This window comes from uncultured Sphaerochaeta sp., assembly GCF_963676625.2.
Classification (GTDB): Bacteria; Spirochaetota; Spirochaetia; order Sphaerochaetales; family Sphaerochaetaceae; genus Sphaerochaeta.
Window position 1 is genome coordinate 187670 of record NZ_CAXXYB010000002.1, and the last position, 16171, is coordinate 203840.

General features: G+C 46.1%; 14 protein-coding genes. 12 read left to right on the plus strand and 2 right to left on the minus strand.

Features of this window, described 5'->3' with window-relative positions:
- The first annotated feature begins 176 nt into the window (after positions 1-176).
- The 9 genes from ACHZBG_RS02545 to ACHZBG_RS02585 all read left to right on the plus strand — a co-directional run bounded on the left by ACHZBG_RS02545 (position 177) and on the right by ACHZBG_RS02585 (position 11725).
- A complete protein-coding gene (locus ACHZBG_RS02545; protein ID WP_320127871.1) occupies positions 177-674 on the plus strand; it encodes an NAD(P)H-dependent oxidoreductase subunit E in 498 nt (165 codons plus the stop codon).
- Entirely contained in the window at positions 671-3832 is a 3162-nt protein-coding gene (locus tag ACHZBG_RS02550; RefSeq protein WP_320127872.1) for an FAD-dependent oxidoreductase, read from the plus strand. The genes ACHZBG_RS02545 and ACHZBG_RS02550 overlap by 4 nt, the downstream gene beginning before the upstream one ends.
- A complete protein-coding gene (locus ACHZBG_RS02555; RefSeq protein WP_320127873.1) occupies positions 3825-5633 on the plus strand; it encodes an NADH-dependent [FeFe] hydrogenase, group A6 in 1809 nt (602 codons plus the stop codon). Before ACHZBG_RS02550 ends, ACHZBG_RS02555 begins: the two co-directional genes overlap by 8 nt.
- Positions 5634-5895: 262 nt before the next feature.
- Positions 5896-7827 (plus strand): biosynthetic arginine decarboxylase, encoded by a 1932-nt coding sequence (gene speA, locus ACHZBG_RS02560; RefSeq protein WP_320127874.1) that lies wholly within the window; start codon positions 5896-5898, stop codon positions 7825-7827.
- Between the two features lie 6 nt (positions 7828-7833).
- Positions 7834-9054, plus strand: coding sequence for a saccharopine dehydrogenase family protein (locus tag ACHZBG_RS02565; RefSeq protein ID WP_320127875.1), 1221 nt, complete (start codon positions 7834-7836; stop codon positions 9052-9054).
- Complete coding sequence (nspC, locus tag ACHZBG_RS02570; protein WP_320127876.1) at positions 9047-10183, plus strand: carboxynorspermidine decarboxylase; 1137 nt, start codon at positions 9047-9049, stop codon at positions 10181-10183. Before ACHZBG_RS02565 ends, nspC begins: the two co-directional genes overlap by 8 nt.
- A gap of 11 nt (positions 10184-10194) precedes the next feature.
- Positions 10195-11082, plus strand: coding sequence for an agmatinase (speB, locus tag ACHZBG_RS02575; protein ID WP_320127877.1), 888 nt, complete (start codon positions 10195-10197; stop codon positions 11080-11082).
- 162 nt (positions 11083-11244) lie between these two features.
- Complete coding sequence (locus tag ACHZBG_RS02580) at positions 11245-11439, plus strand: BrnT family toxin (RefSeq protein WP_394699308.1); 195 nt, start codon at positions 11245-11247, stop codon at positions 11437-11439.
- On the plus strand, positions 11414-11725 hold the full coding sequence (locus ACHZBG_RS02585) for a BrnA antitoxin family protein (RefSeq protein ID WP_320127879.1): 312 nt from the start codon (positions 11414-11416) through the stop codon (positions 11723-11725). The genes ACHZBG_RS02580 and ACHZBG_RS02585 overlap by 26 nt, the downstream gene beginning before the upstream one ends.
- Before the next feature lie 66 nt (positions 11726-11791).
- Here ACHZBG_RS02585 and ACHZBG_RS02590 read toward each other — a convergent pair whose 3' ends face one another.
- Together ACHZBG_RS02590 and ACHZBG_RS02595 are read right to left on the minus strand one after the other, a co-directional pair.
- Positions 11792-12724 (minus strand): toll/interleukin-1 receptor domain-containing protein, encoded by a 933-nt coding sequence (locus tag ACHZBG_RS02590; protein WP_320127880.1) that lies wholly within the window; start codon positions 12722-12724, stop codon positions 11792-11794.
- A 140-nt stretch (positions 12725-12864) separates the two neighbouring features.
- Complete coding sequence (locus ACHZBG_RS02595; RefSeq protein WP_320127881.1) at positions 12865-13284, minus strand: secondary thiamine-phosphate synthase enzyme YjbQ; 420 nt, start codon at positions 13282-13284, stop codon at positions 12865-12867.
- Positions 13285-13361: 77 nt separating this feature from the next.
- Here ACHZBG_RS02595 and ACHZBG_RS02600 point away from each other — a divergent pair, with 77 nt between their 5' ends.
- The 3 genes from ACHZBG_RS02600 (at position 13362) to ACHZBG_RS02610 (ending at position 16171) form a co-directional block, all read left to right on the plus strand.
- Positions 13362-14270, plus strand: coding sequence for a DMT family transporter (locus tag ACHZBG_RS02600; protein WP_320127882.1), 909 nt, complete (start codon positions 13362-13364; stop codon positions 14268-14270).
- Positions 14271-14341: 71 nt separating this feature from the next.
- A complete protein-coding gene (locus ACHZBG_RS02605; protein ID WP_320127883.1) occupies positions 14342-15529 on the plus strand; it encodes a radical SAM protein in 1188 nt (395 codons plus the stop codon).
- A 144-nt stretch (positions 15530-15673) separates the two neighbouring features.
- A complete protein-coding gene (locus ACHZBG_RS02610) occupies positions 15674-16171 on the plus strand; it encodes a pyridoxamine 5'-phosphate oxidase family protein (RefSeq protein WP_394699309.1) in 498 nt (165 codons plus the stop codon).

The following is a 16171-nucleotide window of genomic DNA, read 5'->3' on the forward strand; positions in this document are numbered from 1 at the left end:
ATATTATGATTCATTTTATTCTTTATACCTACGATAAATGGAAAATATTTGCAATATCATGCAAACTCCCTTAGTATGTAGTAGACCAGCCTTGCGAGATGAACAATATCCCTGTCAATGAACAGCTAAATATAGATTGTATTTTTAGACTATTCGTTTTTTCAAGGAGGTCTCTTGTGAATGAGCTCTATGATTTTGTCATAGCGACCTACAAAGGCAAGCCAGGTGCACTTCTCTCAGTTTTGGAAGAAGTGCAACGCAAAACAGAACACACCTATCTCAATGAGCAAGCGTTGCTGTACATAGCAGAACATATGGAGATCCCTCTGTCTCAGGTCTATTCTGTCGTTACGTTCTACTCCTTTTTCAATCTCAAACCCCAAGGGGAGCATACCATCACCGTATGTAGGGGAACCGCATGCCATACCCGAGGGTCGAAGCCCTTGCTTGACGATGTCATGGCAATGCTGAATTTGCAGGAGAGCGAAAGTGGTGAGGAGGAGACCTCCTTTACCACTGACGATATGCGCTTTACGGTACGTACCGTTGCCTGTTTTGGCCAGTGTGCCCTTGCACCTGTCATTGCCATCGATGGGGTTATTTACAGCAGGATGACCAATGGAAAACTTGTCACGCTTCTGAAACAACTCATGGCAAAGAAGGTGAAATCATGAAGCAATTGATAGAAGAACTGAGAGCCAAAGGTGAGTTGTTGCTGAATCCCGGTCGTGTGGATATTGCAGTGGGAGTAGGAACCTGTGGCTTGGGTAATGGTGCCGGGGAGCTCTTGAAGGCCATATCCGAAGAGGTCGCCTCCAGGAAACTTGACATACAGGTGCGAAGCGTCGGGTGTTTTGGTTTCTGTGCCAATGAACCGCTGGTCAACATTCACCTACCAGGCCTGCCCTTGTTAATCCTGGACAAAGTCCAGATCGAGGACCTTCCCTGGATTTTCTCCTCCATAGAGAAGCGTTCCTTTCCCAAAGACCGGGTACTCTGCAAAATATCAGAGTGGGACTATCTGGGAGCTTTCTCTGCCTTTGGGAAAGGCTTTGATTCAATTCCTGAATGGAACGAGATAACCTACTTCCGTTCCCAGAAGAAGATAGTCCTGCGTCATGCTGGTCTTATCGACCCCACTTCCCTTGAAGAGTATCTTGCCGTCGGAGGCTACTCTGCCTTCTTCAAGGCTGTATGGGAGATGAGCAGGGATGAAGTTCTCCAAGAAGTAAAGGATTCCAAGCTTCGTGGTCGGGGAGGGGCAGGGTTCCCCACTGGGCTGAAGTGGGAGTTGATGAACAAGAATGAAGCAGAGAAGAAATTCATTATCTGCAACGCCGATGAAGGGGATCCCGGGGCCTACATGAACCGCAACGAGATGGAGAGTGATCCTCATATGCTCATAGAGGGAATGCTCATCGGTGCCTATGCCATGCATACCTCAAGAGGCATTGTCTATGTGAGGGCAGAGTACCCATTGGCAGTCGAACGTCTGAAGCTTGCTGTCCAGCAGGCCAGGGAGGTCGGCTTGTTGGGTAAAAAGATACCCAATACCCTTTTCCAGTTTGACATTGAGATAGTGGAAGGTGCCGGGGCCTTTGTGTGTGGAGAAGAGACAGCTCTCATTGCATCAGTCGAGGGGAAGGCTGGCAGGCCTACCATGAAGCCTCCATTTCCCGCCCAGAAGGGGTATTTGGGGTATCCGACTACCATCAACAATCTTGAGACCTGGTGCAATGTTCCTGTGATCATCGGAATGGGAAGTTCCTGGTTCAGAAAAACAGGTACTTCCGATAGTCCCGGAACCAAGGTGTTCTCCTTGGTCGGCAAGGTGAAGAATACAGGTTTGGTGGAACTGCCCCTGGGGGAGAACTTCTGTACCCTCATCTATGAGGTAGGTGGAGGTTCCTCATCACCTAACAAGAAGATCAAGGCAGTGCAGTCAGGAGGTCCTTCAGGAGGGTGTATCCCTGCCTCGAAGTTTGACACCCCCATCGACTATGAGTCGTTGCAAAGTTTGGGGGCCATCATGGGATCTGGTGGTATGGTCGTCATGGATCAGGATAACTGTATGGTCGATTTTGCAAGATACTTCATTGAGTTCACCCACAAGGAGTCCTGTGGCAAGTGTGTTCCCTGTAGGGAAGGGCTTTCCCAGGAACTGGCCTTGCTCAATGGTCTGGTCCAAGGCAGGGGGGAGGAGGATGATCTTGCCAAGATGGAGGAGCTGGGCCTGAATATCTGCGACACAGCTGTCTGTGGCCTTGGACAGTCAGCGCCCAACCCGGTCCTGACTACCCTCAGATACTTCAGGGATGAGTATGAGGAACATATTCACCGACACCACTGTTCAAGTGGGACCTGTGAGGACCTCATCAGTTCCCTCTGTTCGAATTCCTGCCCGATGCACATGAACATTCCTGCCTACCTACAACTTTTGAAGGAAAATCGCTTGGAGGAGGCTTTTGCCTCGACCCTCCAGGATAACCCCTTGCCGGGCACCATTGGAAGAATCTGTCACTTCCATTGTCAGATGCGTTGCAGACGTGACAACATTGATGAACCTGTGCACCAAGGGGAAATCCATAGGTATCTTGCCGACACCATGTACAAGATGGGACGGGAGAGTGCCATCTATAAAAAACTTATCGATGGCAAGCTTCCTGTAACTGGCAAGAAGATAGCCATAATAGGTGCTGGTCCAGCAGGCTTGGCAGCAGCATTTTACCTAGTCAGGCTGGGACACCAGGTTACCGTCTTTGATTCCAATGAGAAGGCTGGAGGGGTCTTGCGGTATGGAATACCCTCCTATCGCCTTCCCAAGGAGGTTTTGGATAAGGAGCTTGAACTCTTTGATGCTCTTAAGGTCAACTTCGTATTCAACGCGGAGCTGGGAAAACAATTCAGCTTGGAAGAACTGTTGAAGAATTATCCTACGGTCATCCTGGCTCTCGGTGCCTACCGACATATGGCGTTGGACATTCCTGGCATTGAACTGGAAGGAGTATTGCAAGGTACTGATCTTCTGGAAAAGCTGGAGAAGGAACAACCCGTATCCATTGGCAAGAGAGTTGTAATTGTCGGTGGTGGGAACGTGGCCATTGATGCTGCCCGTACGCTTTGGAGAAGAGGCTGTGAGGTTACCGTTGCCTATCGTCGGGCAAAGGAAGACATGCCTGCGAACAAGAGCGAGATTGATGAGGCTATCAAGGAAGGTATTGCCTTCTCCTTCCTGAGCGCACCGGTGCAGGTCATCGGAAATGCAAAGGGGAAGGTCGAGGCTTTCGAGTTCATGGAGATGAAGCAAGGCTCCTACGACCTTTCCGGTAGGCGTAAGCCCCTGGACAGTGGAAAAGTAATGCGTATTCCCTGTGATATGGTCATTGTAGCAATAGGGGAGCATGTCGACAGTGGCCTGCTGATCAGGGAAGGAATTGCAACTGACTCTCGCAAAAATGCCTGTATAGAACGATACTCCTACAAAACCAACCTTGCGGGAGTCTATGCCATAGGGGACCTGACAACGGGACCGTCGACCGCTGCGGAGGCGATGGGGTATGCAAAAGATGCTGCCCAGGTCATTGACCAGGAACTGACAGGCAAGAAAAGGTTCGCCTCTCTATTCGAGACCTTCACGTACAGCAATGAACCTCCTGTTGAAGTTCCGGCAGGCAAGGGCATTCCTCCCAGACATCTGAAGGTTGCCGAGAGACAAGGGAACTTTGCAGAGGTGAATCGTGGGTATATGGGCGAACAGGCACGACAGGAAGCTTCAAGGTGCTTGCGATGCGATATTTGCTACGCTGAGTCCAAGGAGGTTTCAAATGGCTGAACAGATGGTAACGCTGACCATTGATGGACAGACAGTGAGTATTGAAAAAGGAACAACGATTTTGGAGGCTTGCCTTCAAATTGGAGTCAAGGTTCCCACGCTCTGTCACCTGGAAGAAGTCTCTTCCCATGGATCGTGTGGTATCTGTGTAGTGGAGGTCAAGAATTCCAGGCGTCTGGTACGATCGTGCAAGGCATTGGCTCTTCCTGGAATGGAAGTAACGACAAACAGTGAGCGGATCAGGGCGTCCAGAAAGCTGAATCTTGAGCTTATCCTGGCAAACCATCCCTTGGAATGTCTCACCTGTGGAAGAAACCTCAATTGCGAACTGCAGAGCCTTGCCCAGCAACTGGGGGTAAGAGAGAGTCGGTTCCAACGGACCAAGAAGAAGCTGCTTCCATTGGACTGGTCATCTTCTTCACTGATAAGGGATCCCAACAAGTGTATCCTGTGCAACCGCTGTGTGGAAGTCTGTGCCCAGATTCAAAGTGTCCATGCAATTGATATTGTAGGCAGAGGGCTTGGCAGCAAGGTCGCTACATTCCTGGACAGGGGATTGGGCAGTTCTGTCTGCACCAACTGTGGCCAGTGTGCCTTGGTCTGTCCGACTGGAGCCATTATCGAGCGTTCTCATATTGAAGAGGTCTTTGCAGACATCTCCAATCCAGAGCTTGTCACCCTTGTCCAGACTGCTCCTGCCATACGGGTAGGCATAGGGGAGGCTATGGGTATGCCTTGGGGAGCTCTGGTAACAGGCCAGATGGTAGCCGGCCTGAGGCGCTTGGGATTTTCCAAGGTATTTGACACTCAGTTTGCAGCTGACCTCACCATCATGGAGGAAGGCCATGAGCTTATCAAGAGAATCCAGGAGGGAGGGACACTTCCCATGATTACTTCCTGTTCTCCGGGGTGGATCAAGTTCATAGAGCATTTCTATCCTGAACAACTGGATAATCTTTCGACCTGCAAGTCTCCTCAGCAGATGTTCGGTGCGATTGCCAAGACCTATTATGCCAAAATAGCAGGACTCGATCCAAGGAAGATCCGAGTAGTTTCCATCATGCCTTGTACGGCAAAGAAGTATGAAACTGGTAGGAACGGGATGGATGGATCCTTCAATTTCTGGAAGGAAGAGATGAAGCTGGATGAAAGTGAGCGATTTGCCGATGTTGACTATGCGCTGACCACCAGGGAACTTGCTTCCATGTTCAAACGTGTCGGAATCCAGTTTTCAGCGCTGCCTGATGAGAAATTCGATAATCCCTTGGGAATGTCCACTGGAGCCGCTGTCATCTTCGGGGCCACCGGAGGTGTCATGGAGGCAGCTCTGCGTACCGCCTATGAGGTGCTTACTAAGAAGACTCTTCCCTCAGTGGAATTCCAGCAGGTCAGGGGGATGGAAGGCATCAAGGAGGCCACTGTCATGATAAATGATATGCCCTTGAGGGTAGCTGTTGCCCATACCTTGGGCAATGCACGGATACTTATGGAGCAGATCCAAAGCAAAAAGTCCCCCTATGCCTTCATTGAGGTGATGGCTTGCCCTGGAGGATGTCTAGGTGGAGGAGGGCAACCAATTCCCACAAATTCTGGGATTCGCAAGAAGAGGGCGGAGTCGATCTACCGTGAGGATCGCAATTTTGATGTTCGCAAGTCTCATGAGAATACTGATGTCCAGACTTTGTATGAGCAGTTTCTCATCAAGCCCTTGGGAGAGCGTTCCCACCATCTGTTGCATACCAGCTATACCAAGCGGGGTGAGTATGGTTCCTTTGAGCCTAGCGGATCAAAACCAGGTTGAGGTAAATTGGATTGAAAAAGAAGAAAAGGGCCAGAATGCAATAGTTCTGGCTCTTTTCTGTCTTTGAGAATCATTAAAAATTTATAGGTATCAGGCTTTGCCTCGTGATAGAACTTAGCCTTGGTTTTTTCGTTTTCCGTCTTGCTTTGCTCACGTTTTGAACTGAAAGGGTACCAAAGGAAACGATTGATTTTTCCAAGATGCTTTCAAGGTGTCCTCACATGCTTTTTTTTAGTATACTTGTAAGACACAAGGAGTGAGCATGGAACACACACTTACTGAAACTTGGAGTATAGAGGATGCCGCTGCACTTTATCGTATAGAAGAGTGGGGAAATGGTTATTTCCATATAAATAATGACGGGGAAGTACAGGTTCAGTTAAAGGACAAATCCCCCCAGTCTTCAATGAGCCTTTTGAAAATAGCCAAAGGCTTGCAGGAACGGGGAATGAAACTTCCTGTTTTGCTTAGGTTCAGCAATATTCTGGATGACAGGATTCAACATATCAATGAAAGCTTTGCACAGGCCATCAAGGATGTAGGTTATCAAGGTTGCTATAGGGGTGTCTATCCTATCAAGGTCAACCAGCAACAACAGGTAATAGAAGAGATAACAAGATACGGAAAGCAATACCATCATGGGCTGGAGACTGGAAGCAAGGCTGAACTCATTGCTGCTCAGGCCTATATTGATGATCCTGAGGCATATATCATATGCAACGGATACAAGGACGAGGAGTATATCGATCTAGCTCTTCGAGGGATTTCCTTGGGAATCAATACCGTCTTGGTCATTGAAATGCCAGGTGAAACCGAGATAATACTTGAACGTGCCCGCTCCCTTAAGATCAAACCGAATATTGGCATCCGCATGAAACCTTCAACGGTTGCCGGCGGTCACTGGACTGACTCCGGTGGAGACCGTAGTGTGTTTGGATTGAACACCACCCAGGTCATTTCCGTAGTGGATACCTTGAAACGGGAAGGGATGCTTGATTGCCTAAAGATGTTGCACTATCACCTTGGTTCCCAAATACCAAATATTCATGATATTCGTGTCGGCGCTACCGAAGCTACCAGATTCTACGCCGGGTTGATTCATGAGGGTGCGCCCATGGGGTTGTTGGATATCGGTGGAGGGCTTGCCATTGACTACGATGGGAGCAGAAGCAACTCAAGCAACAGTCGAAACTACACAACCAAAGAGTATTGTGATGACATCGTGGAAGAAATAATGTCCATTTGCAAGGAAACCAAGATTCCTCACCCCACCATTATCAGTGAATCGGGACGGGCTTTGGTCTCTTATTACTCTGTATTGCTTTTCAACATTCTTGACACCAACATTTTCTGGGATGAGAACCAAAAGGAAGAGGAAATCCCGGAGGAAATGTTTCCGGCCTTGGACAATTTGCTCTATGTCAGGGAAATGCTCAATGAAAAGAATACGCAAGAGTGCCTCAATGACTTGAACTACTATAGGGAGGAAATTCGTAACAAGTTTCTTTATGGTACGGTCAATATGCGTGAAAGGGCAGTTGCCGAACATCTCTATTGGTCCATTGTTGCAGCTATTTACAAAATGGAAGCAAAAGAAAAGTATGTTTCGCCCCAAATCAAAGAACTGGAGCATCAGTTGTCTGATATTTTCTATGGTAATTTCAGTCTATTCCAGTCTTTGCCTGATGTTTGGGCCATCGACCAACTTTTCCCCATAATGCCGATTCATCTCTTGGACAAAAGACCGGATAGAAAGGCAATTCTTTCCGATATTACCTGCGATAGTGAAGGAAAAATAGACCAATTCATAGGAAGAAGCGACCACAACACAACCTTGGCCCTGCATACACCCCCAGCGGATGATGATTATATTTTGGGAGTGTTTCTGGTGGGAGCCTACCAGGAAACGTTGGGAGATCTTCATAACCTTCTTGGGGATACCAATGTGGTGAGCGTAACCTGTGATGAAGAAGGAAAATTCTTGCTTCATAATGAACTTGAGGGTGATACCGTAGCAGATGTACTGAGCTATGTTGAGTATGACCCTAAACATCTTGAGGCATTGATTCGTACGAAAGCGGAACGTGCCGTACAGGAAGGCCTGATAACCACTCAACAGCGGAGAAAGATTATTTCTGCCTATACTGCTGGGTTGAGGGGCTATACCTATTATGAAACTGACCAGGAGGACTGATCTGCAATGAAAAAACGATTGATGATAATCGGCGCTGGTGGCGTCGGAAATGTAGTTGTAAGGAAATCCGCCCGTATGGATGATCTCTATGAAGCCATCTTGCTGGCTAGCAGGACAAAGAGCAAGTGCGATGCCATTGCCAAGGAGTCTTTTCCTGTGCCTGTTGAGACGGCGAGTGTCGATGCCGATGATGTGCAAGCCTTATGTAAACTCATGACAAGTTTCAAAGCTGACCTGGTCATCAACGTCGCGTTGCCCTATCAGGACCTTTCCATCATGGAGGCCTGTCTTGAGACTGGGGTGCATTATGTTGATACTGCCAATTATGAACCAAAGGACAAGGCGGAGTTTGAATACTCCTGGCAATGGGCCTACCAGGAAAAATTCAAGAAGGCCGGCCTTACGGCAATCCTTGGAAGTGGCTTTGACCCAGGGGTTACCAATGTTTTCACTTCCTATATCGCCAAGCATTATCTGGATGAAATCCAGTATCTTGATATAGTCGATTGCAATGCAGGGGAACACGGAAAGAGTTTTGCCACTAACTTCAATCCGGAGATAAATATCCGTGAGATCACCCAGCATGGGAAGTATTGGGAGGATGGCCTTTGGAAATCTACCGAGCCTCTGGAAATTCACCAGAGTGTAGAGTATCCCAGAGTTGGGCCGAAAGAATCTTATTTGCTTTTCCATGAAGAACTGGAATCCTTGGTCAAGCACTACCCAACCATCAAGAGAGCAAGGTTTTGGATGACTTTTTCTCAACAATACATTACCTATCTACAGGTTCTGGAAAATGTTGGGATGACCAGCATCAAACCCATCAAATTCAAGGGAATCGAAATCCAACCCTTGCAATTTCTCAAGGCTGTATTGCCTGAACCTTCCTCTCTGGGTGAACATTACCAAGGGCAGACTTCCATTGGTTGTCAGATCCGTGGCTTGAAGCAGGGAGAGGAGCATACGTTCTTTATTTTCAATAATTGCAGTCACCAGATGGCGTATCAGGATGTCAAGGCACAAGGTGTATCCTTTACGACGGGAGTGCCTGCTTCCATTGGGGCTCGGTTGCTTGCCCAAGGTATCTGGAAGAAGAGCGGGGTTTGGAATATGGAGCAATTCGATCCTGATCCTTTTATGCAGCTGCTTCCTCAGCTTGGCCTTCCCTGGGAGTTGGTAGTTGACGGAACGTTGGCTTTTCCCAAACCTGGAGTTGCCCATGCTTGATGTAGGTAAGGTGTTGCACACTCCAGCCTTCGTGCTGGAGTATGAAGCCTTTGCGCATAATCTTGAAGTAATTGCAAAGCTGCAGGAGGAATTGCCTTGCACTTTCTTGCTGGCCCTCAAGGGGTTTGGGATGCATGCGGTATTTCCCGAGCTTGCACACTGTGCCAAGGGAGCCACAGCGAGCTCCCTTAACGAAGCCTTGCTAGCTTCTGAGTATTTTAAAGAGGTGCATGCCTATGCACCCGTTTATCAGAGTGGTGAGTTTTCCTCCTTTGTAAAACTAGCCTCGCATGTAACGTTCAACTCTTTGGAGGAGTATCATCGATATGAAAATCAGTTGGGAGGTGCTTTGGCTGGTTTGCGCATAAATCCTGAGTACTCACTGGTGGAAACTGAACTATACAATCCCTGTTCTCCTGGTTCCCGGTTGGGTATTCCCTCTTCTCTTCTTCAGACGCTTCCTGAAGGAATATCAGGGCTTCATGCCCACAATCTGTGTGAAAGTGGTGCAGATGCAATGTCCGAGACCTTGAAACAGATAGAAAAGCTCTATGGGCACTTGTTTTCGAAACTTTCTTGGTTGAATCTGGGTGGTGGGCATCTGGTTACAAGAAAGGGGTATGACCTTTCACTCTTCAGGAAAACAGTTTTGGATTTTCACCATACGTATCCTCATATCAAGCTGTTTTTTGAACCAGGAGCTGCCTATGTCTGGGAAACCGGGGTGTTGGTCTCTACGGTTCTGGATATGGTAACCAATAATGGTATCACCACGGCCATGCTCGATACTTCCTTTGCCGCCCATATGCCCGACTGTTTGGAGATGCCCTATACCCCTCGGCTCAGAGGGGCCTCTATCTATAGTGGTGGTGAAATTCCTGCTGGAAAACAACGCTTGCGTTTGGGCGGGGCAAGTTGCCTGGCTGGCGATTGGGTAGGGGAGTATTTGCTCCCTGATACCCTAAAGGTTGGTGATCGGCTTGTGTTTGAGGACATGATGCACTATACGATGGTAAAGACTACCATGTTCAATGGCTTGAACCTCCCTGATATCGCCATATATCGAAATGAAAAGTATGAAGTGATCAAACATTTCTCGTATTCTGACTATCGTAACCGTTTATCGTAAAGAAGGTATCTATGCAATCCTATTTTTTGGACTCTGAATATCCCAACACCCGAATTGAGGATGCTTTGTTCCATGTAATCCAGGTTCCTCTGGAAGCAACTGTCTCCTATAAGGGCGGGACTGCAAATGGACCAAAGGCAATAGTAGCGGCTTCCGGTCAATTGGAAAGACTGGTCGAGGGAATGGGCGAACCAGGCAAATTGGGAATCCACACGTATGAGGCAGTCTCCTGTTCGTATGACAAGAGTCCTGAAGAGGTGTTTGCCCGGGCTGCTGTCCAGATGGAAAAGGCATTTGAACAGAACTCCTTTCCTATACTTTTGGGAGGCGAGCATAGTGTTACCAACGCTGCTGTAATGGCCTTGACTGCAAAGTATGAGAAGGGGAGTGTCGGCATTTTGCAGTTTGATGCCCATATGGATCTTCGCTTTTCCTATGAAGGTTCAAAATTCAGTCATGCTTCTGTCATGCACCGTGCCGTGGAGGCAGGGATTCCCTTGTTCCAGGTCGGGATAAGAAATTATAGCAGTGAGGATATTGAGGCTCGAGACAATTATAAGGTTGGTTTTTATGATGCCTCACAACTCTACAGGCTTGCGCATTCCCCAGAGGGCCTTGTCTCGCTAAAACTTCCTTCTTCCTTCCCTGAAAAGCTCTATATAACGTTTGATGTCGATGGTTTTGATGCTTCCTTGATGAGTGCCACGGGAACGCCTGACCCCGGTGGTCTTTCTTGGTGGGATGCCATTACCTTATTGGAAGGCCTTACCAAGGGAAGAACCATCGTAGGTGCTGATGTAGTTGAACTTGCTCCCAATGAGATGCTTCATCATTGTGACTATACTGCAGCAAAACTAGCCTATTATCTTATGGGTCTCATTGCGGCAAGGAGAAGGTAACCTGAGGACTCTGTTACTGCTCACGCCCTGAATTGAACTTGACAGGTCTTACAATGTCTATATAATTATATATAGACATATGGAGTAGGGTAATGTTTACGTGGGACGAGAACAAGAACAGGAAGATGAAAGGAACACAGCTTTCCGTTCGATGACCCAAACTTGCTTGATTGGTTCGACAAAGAACATTCAAATGAATTTGAAGACCGGTATCAATGTATTGGTTGTCTTGGGAGATTCTTGATTATTCTTGTAGTCCTTACTGATAAGGATGGAATCATCAGAATCATATCAGCAAGAAAGGCAACAGCTAAAGAAGAGGCGAAGTACTATGAGTATATCAATAAAACGACTTGAAGAAATTCAGACCTTCAAGGATACAGACATCTCTGATATTCCTGAGATGACTGATGAACAGTTGAAGGAACTAAAACCCTCACATTTACGTAATCCAGAGAATTATCGTCCAGTAAAGAAGAAAATCTGCATGTACCTTGATGCCGATATCCTCGAATGGTACAAAGCCGATGGTAAAAGAGGATATCAGACAAAGATCAATCAAGTACTTCGCCAAAACATGTTGCGCGAATCATCACCAGTGTATGGTAAGGTAAAAGACATTCCTGAGGACAAAAAGGACTGATTATTATCTGATGATGTCTATTCGACCACCAAGTCATTGTAATTGCATGTATCTTATTTCCTGAAGCTAAATACCTAGTGATTCTGATAGTTTTAAAATCTGATACTCTACTTTCAGATAATGCTTCAGAGTGTTCTCATAATGGATATCTATAATCTTTGTTATGAGTACTCTACCTTTTCTATTGATCCAAATGACAGATTCACCAATTCTTGGAGTCCTAGTTCGTGAACTAAAATCATAATCGTAAATATTGAAATTGTCAGTAATTACATCCTCTGGTGAAAGCGCGATTGCGTATACATTATCTTTATAAGCATGAATACAGTCGGGGCTGGCATTTGACCATTGTGTGATGAATTCAAAGTCTCCTGTACCGAACGTATATATATTCGAATTACTCAGGTAATTGAATTCAACTACAGCGCTATCAATTACAGAAGAAGCTAATGAGGCTGTGATTTGATTCATCGTATAAATTTTGCTGACAATATTTTCCATATTTGCAAAAGGATTGTTGCCTAAGGGAGGAATTTTTTTCTGTTGATGCAAATCTTGTAGTAACTCATAATACTTTTGGGGAAACTCCAAATCATTTTCAAATGATATATATTTTATGGAACTGAGAAAGGTAGGCGTTTTCTTTTCAGATGGATTCTTACGAATCACGGGGATCACCCAAGCTATTGTTGAATCCTGCATCAATTCTTGGGATATGATTCTCTTTTCATATCCTACCCCTGCCTTTCCAGCATTCGCTTTTATATTATACGGTTCGGAACAAATGCAGATTACTCTATGTGCAGCATTTAATCCCTGTTCCATAAATAGTGCTAAATCCGATCCCAGAGGTGTATAAGCATCCAGTATTACATCGATACCGTTTTGTCTCAATCTGTTTGACAATTTGAGGACCCAACCTGCATGTTCTTCACTATCATGTGAATATGATATGAATACTTTCGGTGCTTTATATTCTTCTATATTTTCTGGCAACACGACCTACCTCTTGGATACCCATCATGATAGGCATGAGGGAATAAGTCAAATAGCTGGCATAGTGTAATTTGTAGATACAATTATAGAGAAAACGGAGTGTCATTGGCTCCGATGACCAGCAACCAAGGAAGGTTTTCTCCTCATTCCCCTATGATCTTTACAAGTGCATGCTTGTCTCTCATTCCATCAAAATCATAGTAGAATAATTGTTCCCAGGAGCCCAAGTCCAGTCTTCCGAGGGTTATGGCTATTACGGCCTCCCTGCCCATGATGGTACGTTTCAGATGTCCATCGGCATTTTGTTCCAAACCCTTGTTGTGTTTGTATTGGCCATGGGGATTCTCTGGGGCAAGCTTTTCCAGCCAGATCTCAAAATCTTCATGCAGGCCGCTTTCAATGGCATTGATGAAGACACTGGAGGTAATGTTCATGGCATTTACCAATACCAGGCCTTCCCGAATTCCGCTCTCGTTCACAGCTTCCTGTACAGTCTCGGTGATGTTGACGAGTCCGCGTCTGCTGTTAATATGAAACCATAATTCCTTTCGGTAGCTATTCATAGATACCTCCATTGATACCAACAGTATATCACAACCTCTTGCAACAGGTAAAAAATTGAGCTAAACTCCCGCCCATCATGCAAAACACTAGGGTTCTCCTGTCCCGTACCCAGCTTTTGGGACATTTCGCTGTACTTTTTTCAGTTCTCGTCTGGGCGACGACATATATTTCAACCAAGAAACTATTGGTAGGTTTTTCACCCATGCAGATCCTTCTGGTTCGTACCGGTCTTGGCCTTTTAGTGCTATATGCCTTCAGTGCAAAGAAGATGGAATACAAGCAACCAGGAGACCGTCTGTTGATGGTCGCCGCAGGACTATGCGGAACCTTCTTGTATTACTATCTGGAAAATACGGCGCTTACCTATACCTCTTCTTCAAATGTTGGGGTAATCGTTGCCGTGGCTCCCTTCTTTATATTCATGGCTGCCCATCTGTTCTTGCATGAAGACAAATTAAGGACACAATATTTTCTGGGATTTATCCTGGCCTTTATCGGAATCTTTTTGATGAGTTACAGTGGTAAGACAGAACTGCACCTAAATCCCCTGGGTGATTTTCTTGCCGTGGTCGGTATTGCAGTCTGGGCTGTTTACACAGTCCTTTTCAGGATTATAGTCAAGAAGGGGTATTCCACGATACTTGCAACCAGGACTATGTTTTTCTATGGCTTTCTAGGCATGCTTGTACTGGAATTCATTTCGCCGAATAAATGGGTTGTCTCACAGCTTTTTGATGCAAGGTACCTTGTACATTTTCTGTTTCTTGGGGTATTGGCTTCGGCAATATGCTTTCTTACCTGGAACTATGGATTGAAAGTAATTGGTCCGGTCGTCAGTTCCTTCTATTTGTATCTGAGCCCTGTCATTACCATTATTTTTTCCGTGATCTTTCTGAGTGAAGTCATTACTCCGCTTGCAGCGGTGGGTGTGGTTCTTACCTTGGGTGGTCTGTTGGTTTCGGAATATAAAAACAAGAAAGAGTAGGAAGCGACAGTCTTTCTTGTAAAAGTACTATACATATGTTACTCTCTATTGCAGACATAAGAGGAGTAACTATGGATACACAGGAAAAACTTGATATTCTCAGTGCTGATGCCCAATACGATCTTTCTTGTGCCTGTGGTACGAAGAACCCCTTGGAACATCGAAAACGTAATGCCACGGGAGATGGATGGCTGTATCCTATGTCCACTGCAAGTGGAGGGTCGGGCATAATTCTCAAGACTCTTTTGGGAAACCGATGTGCCAATGATTGCAAGTATTGCCCGCTCCGTGCCCAACAAGATTTTCATCCTGTAGCTCTTTCACCCTATGAAATGGCTTCTTTCTTTTTTGAATTCCAACTCAAAAGACCGCTTATCGGAATTTTTCTTTCAAGTGCCGTAATGGGAAATGCCGACAAGACAATGGATATGTTGGTAGCCACGGCAGAAATCCTCAGGAAGCATTATCGCTACAAGGGTTATATTCATCTTAAGATTATTCCTGGGGCCAGCAGGGCAAGCATTGATGCAGCCCTTTGTTACGCTTCGGCAGTATCGTTGAATATAGAAGCGCCCGGGGTAAAACACTTTTCCAAATTGACTGACCGAAAGGATTATCAGAAGGATATCATTGACCCCTTGGTCTATATAGGAAAGCAGACGAGCAAGAATGGAAGGTACAAGCGAGTCCATACTTCCAGTCAGTTCATCGTAGGGGCAAGTGATGAAGTCGACAAGGAAATACTCTTTTACGGGAGTCGGATGTATTCAGAATTGAATATGGGTAGGCTCTACTTCAGTGCATATCAAAGTGGTCTTGGTGATCCTTCAATACCAGGGGAACAGAGAAGGGAGACCCTGGTTCAGCAGCCTTGGGTCCAACCCTCATTGTTTGGAGAGGAATTGCAAGTAACCAATGAAGTGGCCAAAGAGTCGCTTATACGGGAGCATCGCCTGTATCAAGCTGATTGGTTGCTACGCAAGTATTCTTTTTCCTATGAGGATCTGATCTTTGAAAAGAGCGGTAATCTTTCCATGGAAAAAGATCCGAAGCTAGTATGGGCAGAGCACCATCAAGATTATTTTCCGATCTCGGTGAAGCAAGGCACCAAAGAGCAATTATTAAGGGTTCCCGGAATTGGGCCTGCCTTTGCAGATAGAATTGTTGCAGGAAGAAAACATGCGGTTCTGTCGAATCTGGAAGATTTGCATCTTCCTTCCCATTGTCTGCAGAAGGCGGAAGGATATTTGCACATCTAACAGTAGCAAAAGTTTATAGTAATACAACAAAGAAACTCCTTGAGCCTATGGAAGCGAATGATTACAATGATTCTGTCCTTGGGTGGCTTTTATATATGGCCTTATTGTTAAAGTTGTCCAAGAGGGAGGTCATGTATGGTGCCGATGCGTAGAAAAGAAAGGATGATGGAAGAGAAAAGCATTTTGGAAGTCGTCAACGACTGTCAGTATGCTGTTCTTTCCATGACAAATTATCGTGAAGATTATCCTTTGGGCATAGGTGCCCCTTATTCTGTCCCGATTTCCCCTGTCTTGCTCGATGGAAATCTGTATTTCCATTGTGCCTTCAAAGGACATAAGATCGAGAATCTTACTCATGACAATAAAGTCTGCGTCAGTTGCGTAGGTCAAGCCGACAATGATGAACCTGCTTTTTCAGTTGCCTATACCAGTGTTTTGGTATTTGCCCTGGCCTTTGAGGTTGTCGACCTCAAGGAAAAACAAAAGGCTCTTGCTGCAATTTGCGAGAAATTTGCTCCAAGCCAGAAAGAGAGGATTGATACATGTGTCTTCGCAAGAGGTAACAGTACAGCCGTTTGGCGGTTGGAGCCTTTGGAAATGAGCGGAAAACAGAGGAAGTTTGAATCGCCGGCAAAGGTGTGA

Excerpts from the sequence above, each read along its gene's own strand:
- ACHZBG_RS02555 (WP_320127873.1), top strand. The coding sequence starts at position 3,825 with ATGGCTGAACAGATGGTAACGCTGACCATTGATGGACAGACAGTGAGT.
- ACHZBG_RS02585 (WP_320127879.1), top strand. The coding sequence starts at position 11,414 with ATGAGTATATCAATAAAACGACTTGAAGAAATTCAGACCTTCAAGGAT.
- ACHZBG_RS02595 (WP_320127881.1), bottom strand. The coding sequence starts at position 13,284 with ATGAATAGCTACCGAAAGGAATTATGGTTTCATATTAACAGCAGACGC.
- ACHZBG_RS02550 (WP_320127872.1), top strand. The coding sequence starts at position 671 with ATGAAGCAATTGATAGAAGAACTGAGAGCCAAAGGTGAGTTGTTGCTG.
- speA (WP_320127874.1), top strand. The coding sequence starts at position 5,896 with ATGGAACACACACTTACTGAAACTTGGAGTATAGAGGATGCCGCTGCA.
- ACHZBG_RS02600 (WP_320127882.1), top strand. The coding sequence starts at position 13,362 with ATGCAAAACACTAGGGTTCTCCTGTCCCGTACCCAGCTTTTGGGACAT.
- speB (WP_320127877.1), top strand. The coding sequence starts at position 10,195 with ATGCAATCCTATTTTTTGGACTCTGAATATCCCAACACCCGAATTGAG.
- ACHZBG_RS02610 (WP_394699309.1), top strand. The coding sequence starts at position 15,674 with ATGCGTAGAAAAGAAAGGATGATGGAAGAGAAAAGCATTTTGGAAGTC.
- nspC (WP_320127876.1), top strand. The coding sequence starts at position 9,047 with ATGCTTGATGTAGGTAAGGTGTTGCACACTCCAGCCTTCGTGCTGGAG.
- ACHZBG_RS02605 (WP_320127883.1), top strand. The coding sequence starts at position 14,342 with ATGGATACACAGGAAAAACTTGATATTCTCAGTGCTGATGCCCAATAC.
- ACHZBG_RS02565 (WP_320127875.1), top strand. The coding sequence starts at position 7,834 with ATGAAAAAACGATTGATGATAATCGGCGCTGGTGGCGTCGGAAATGTA.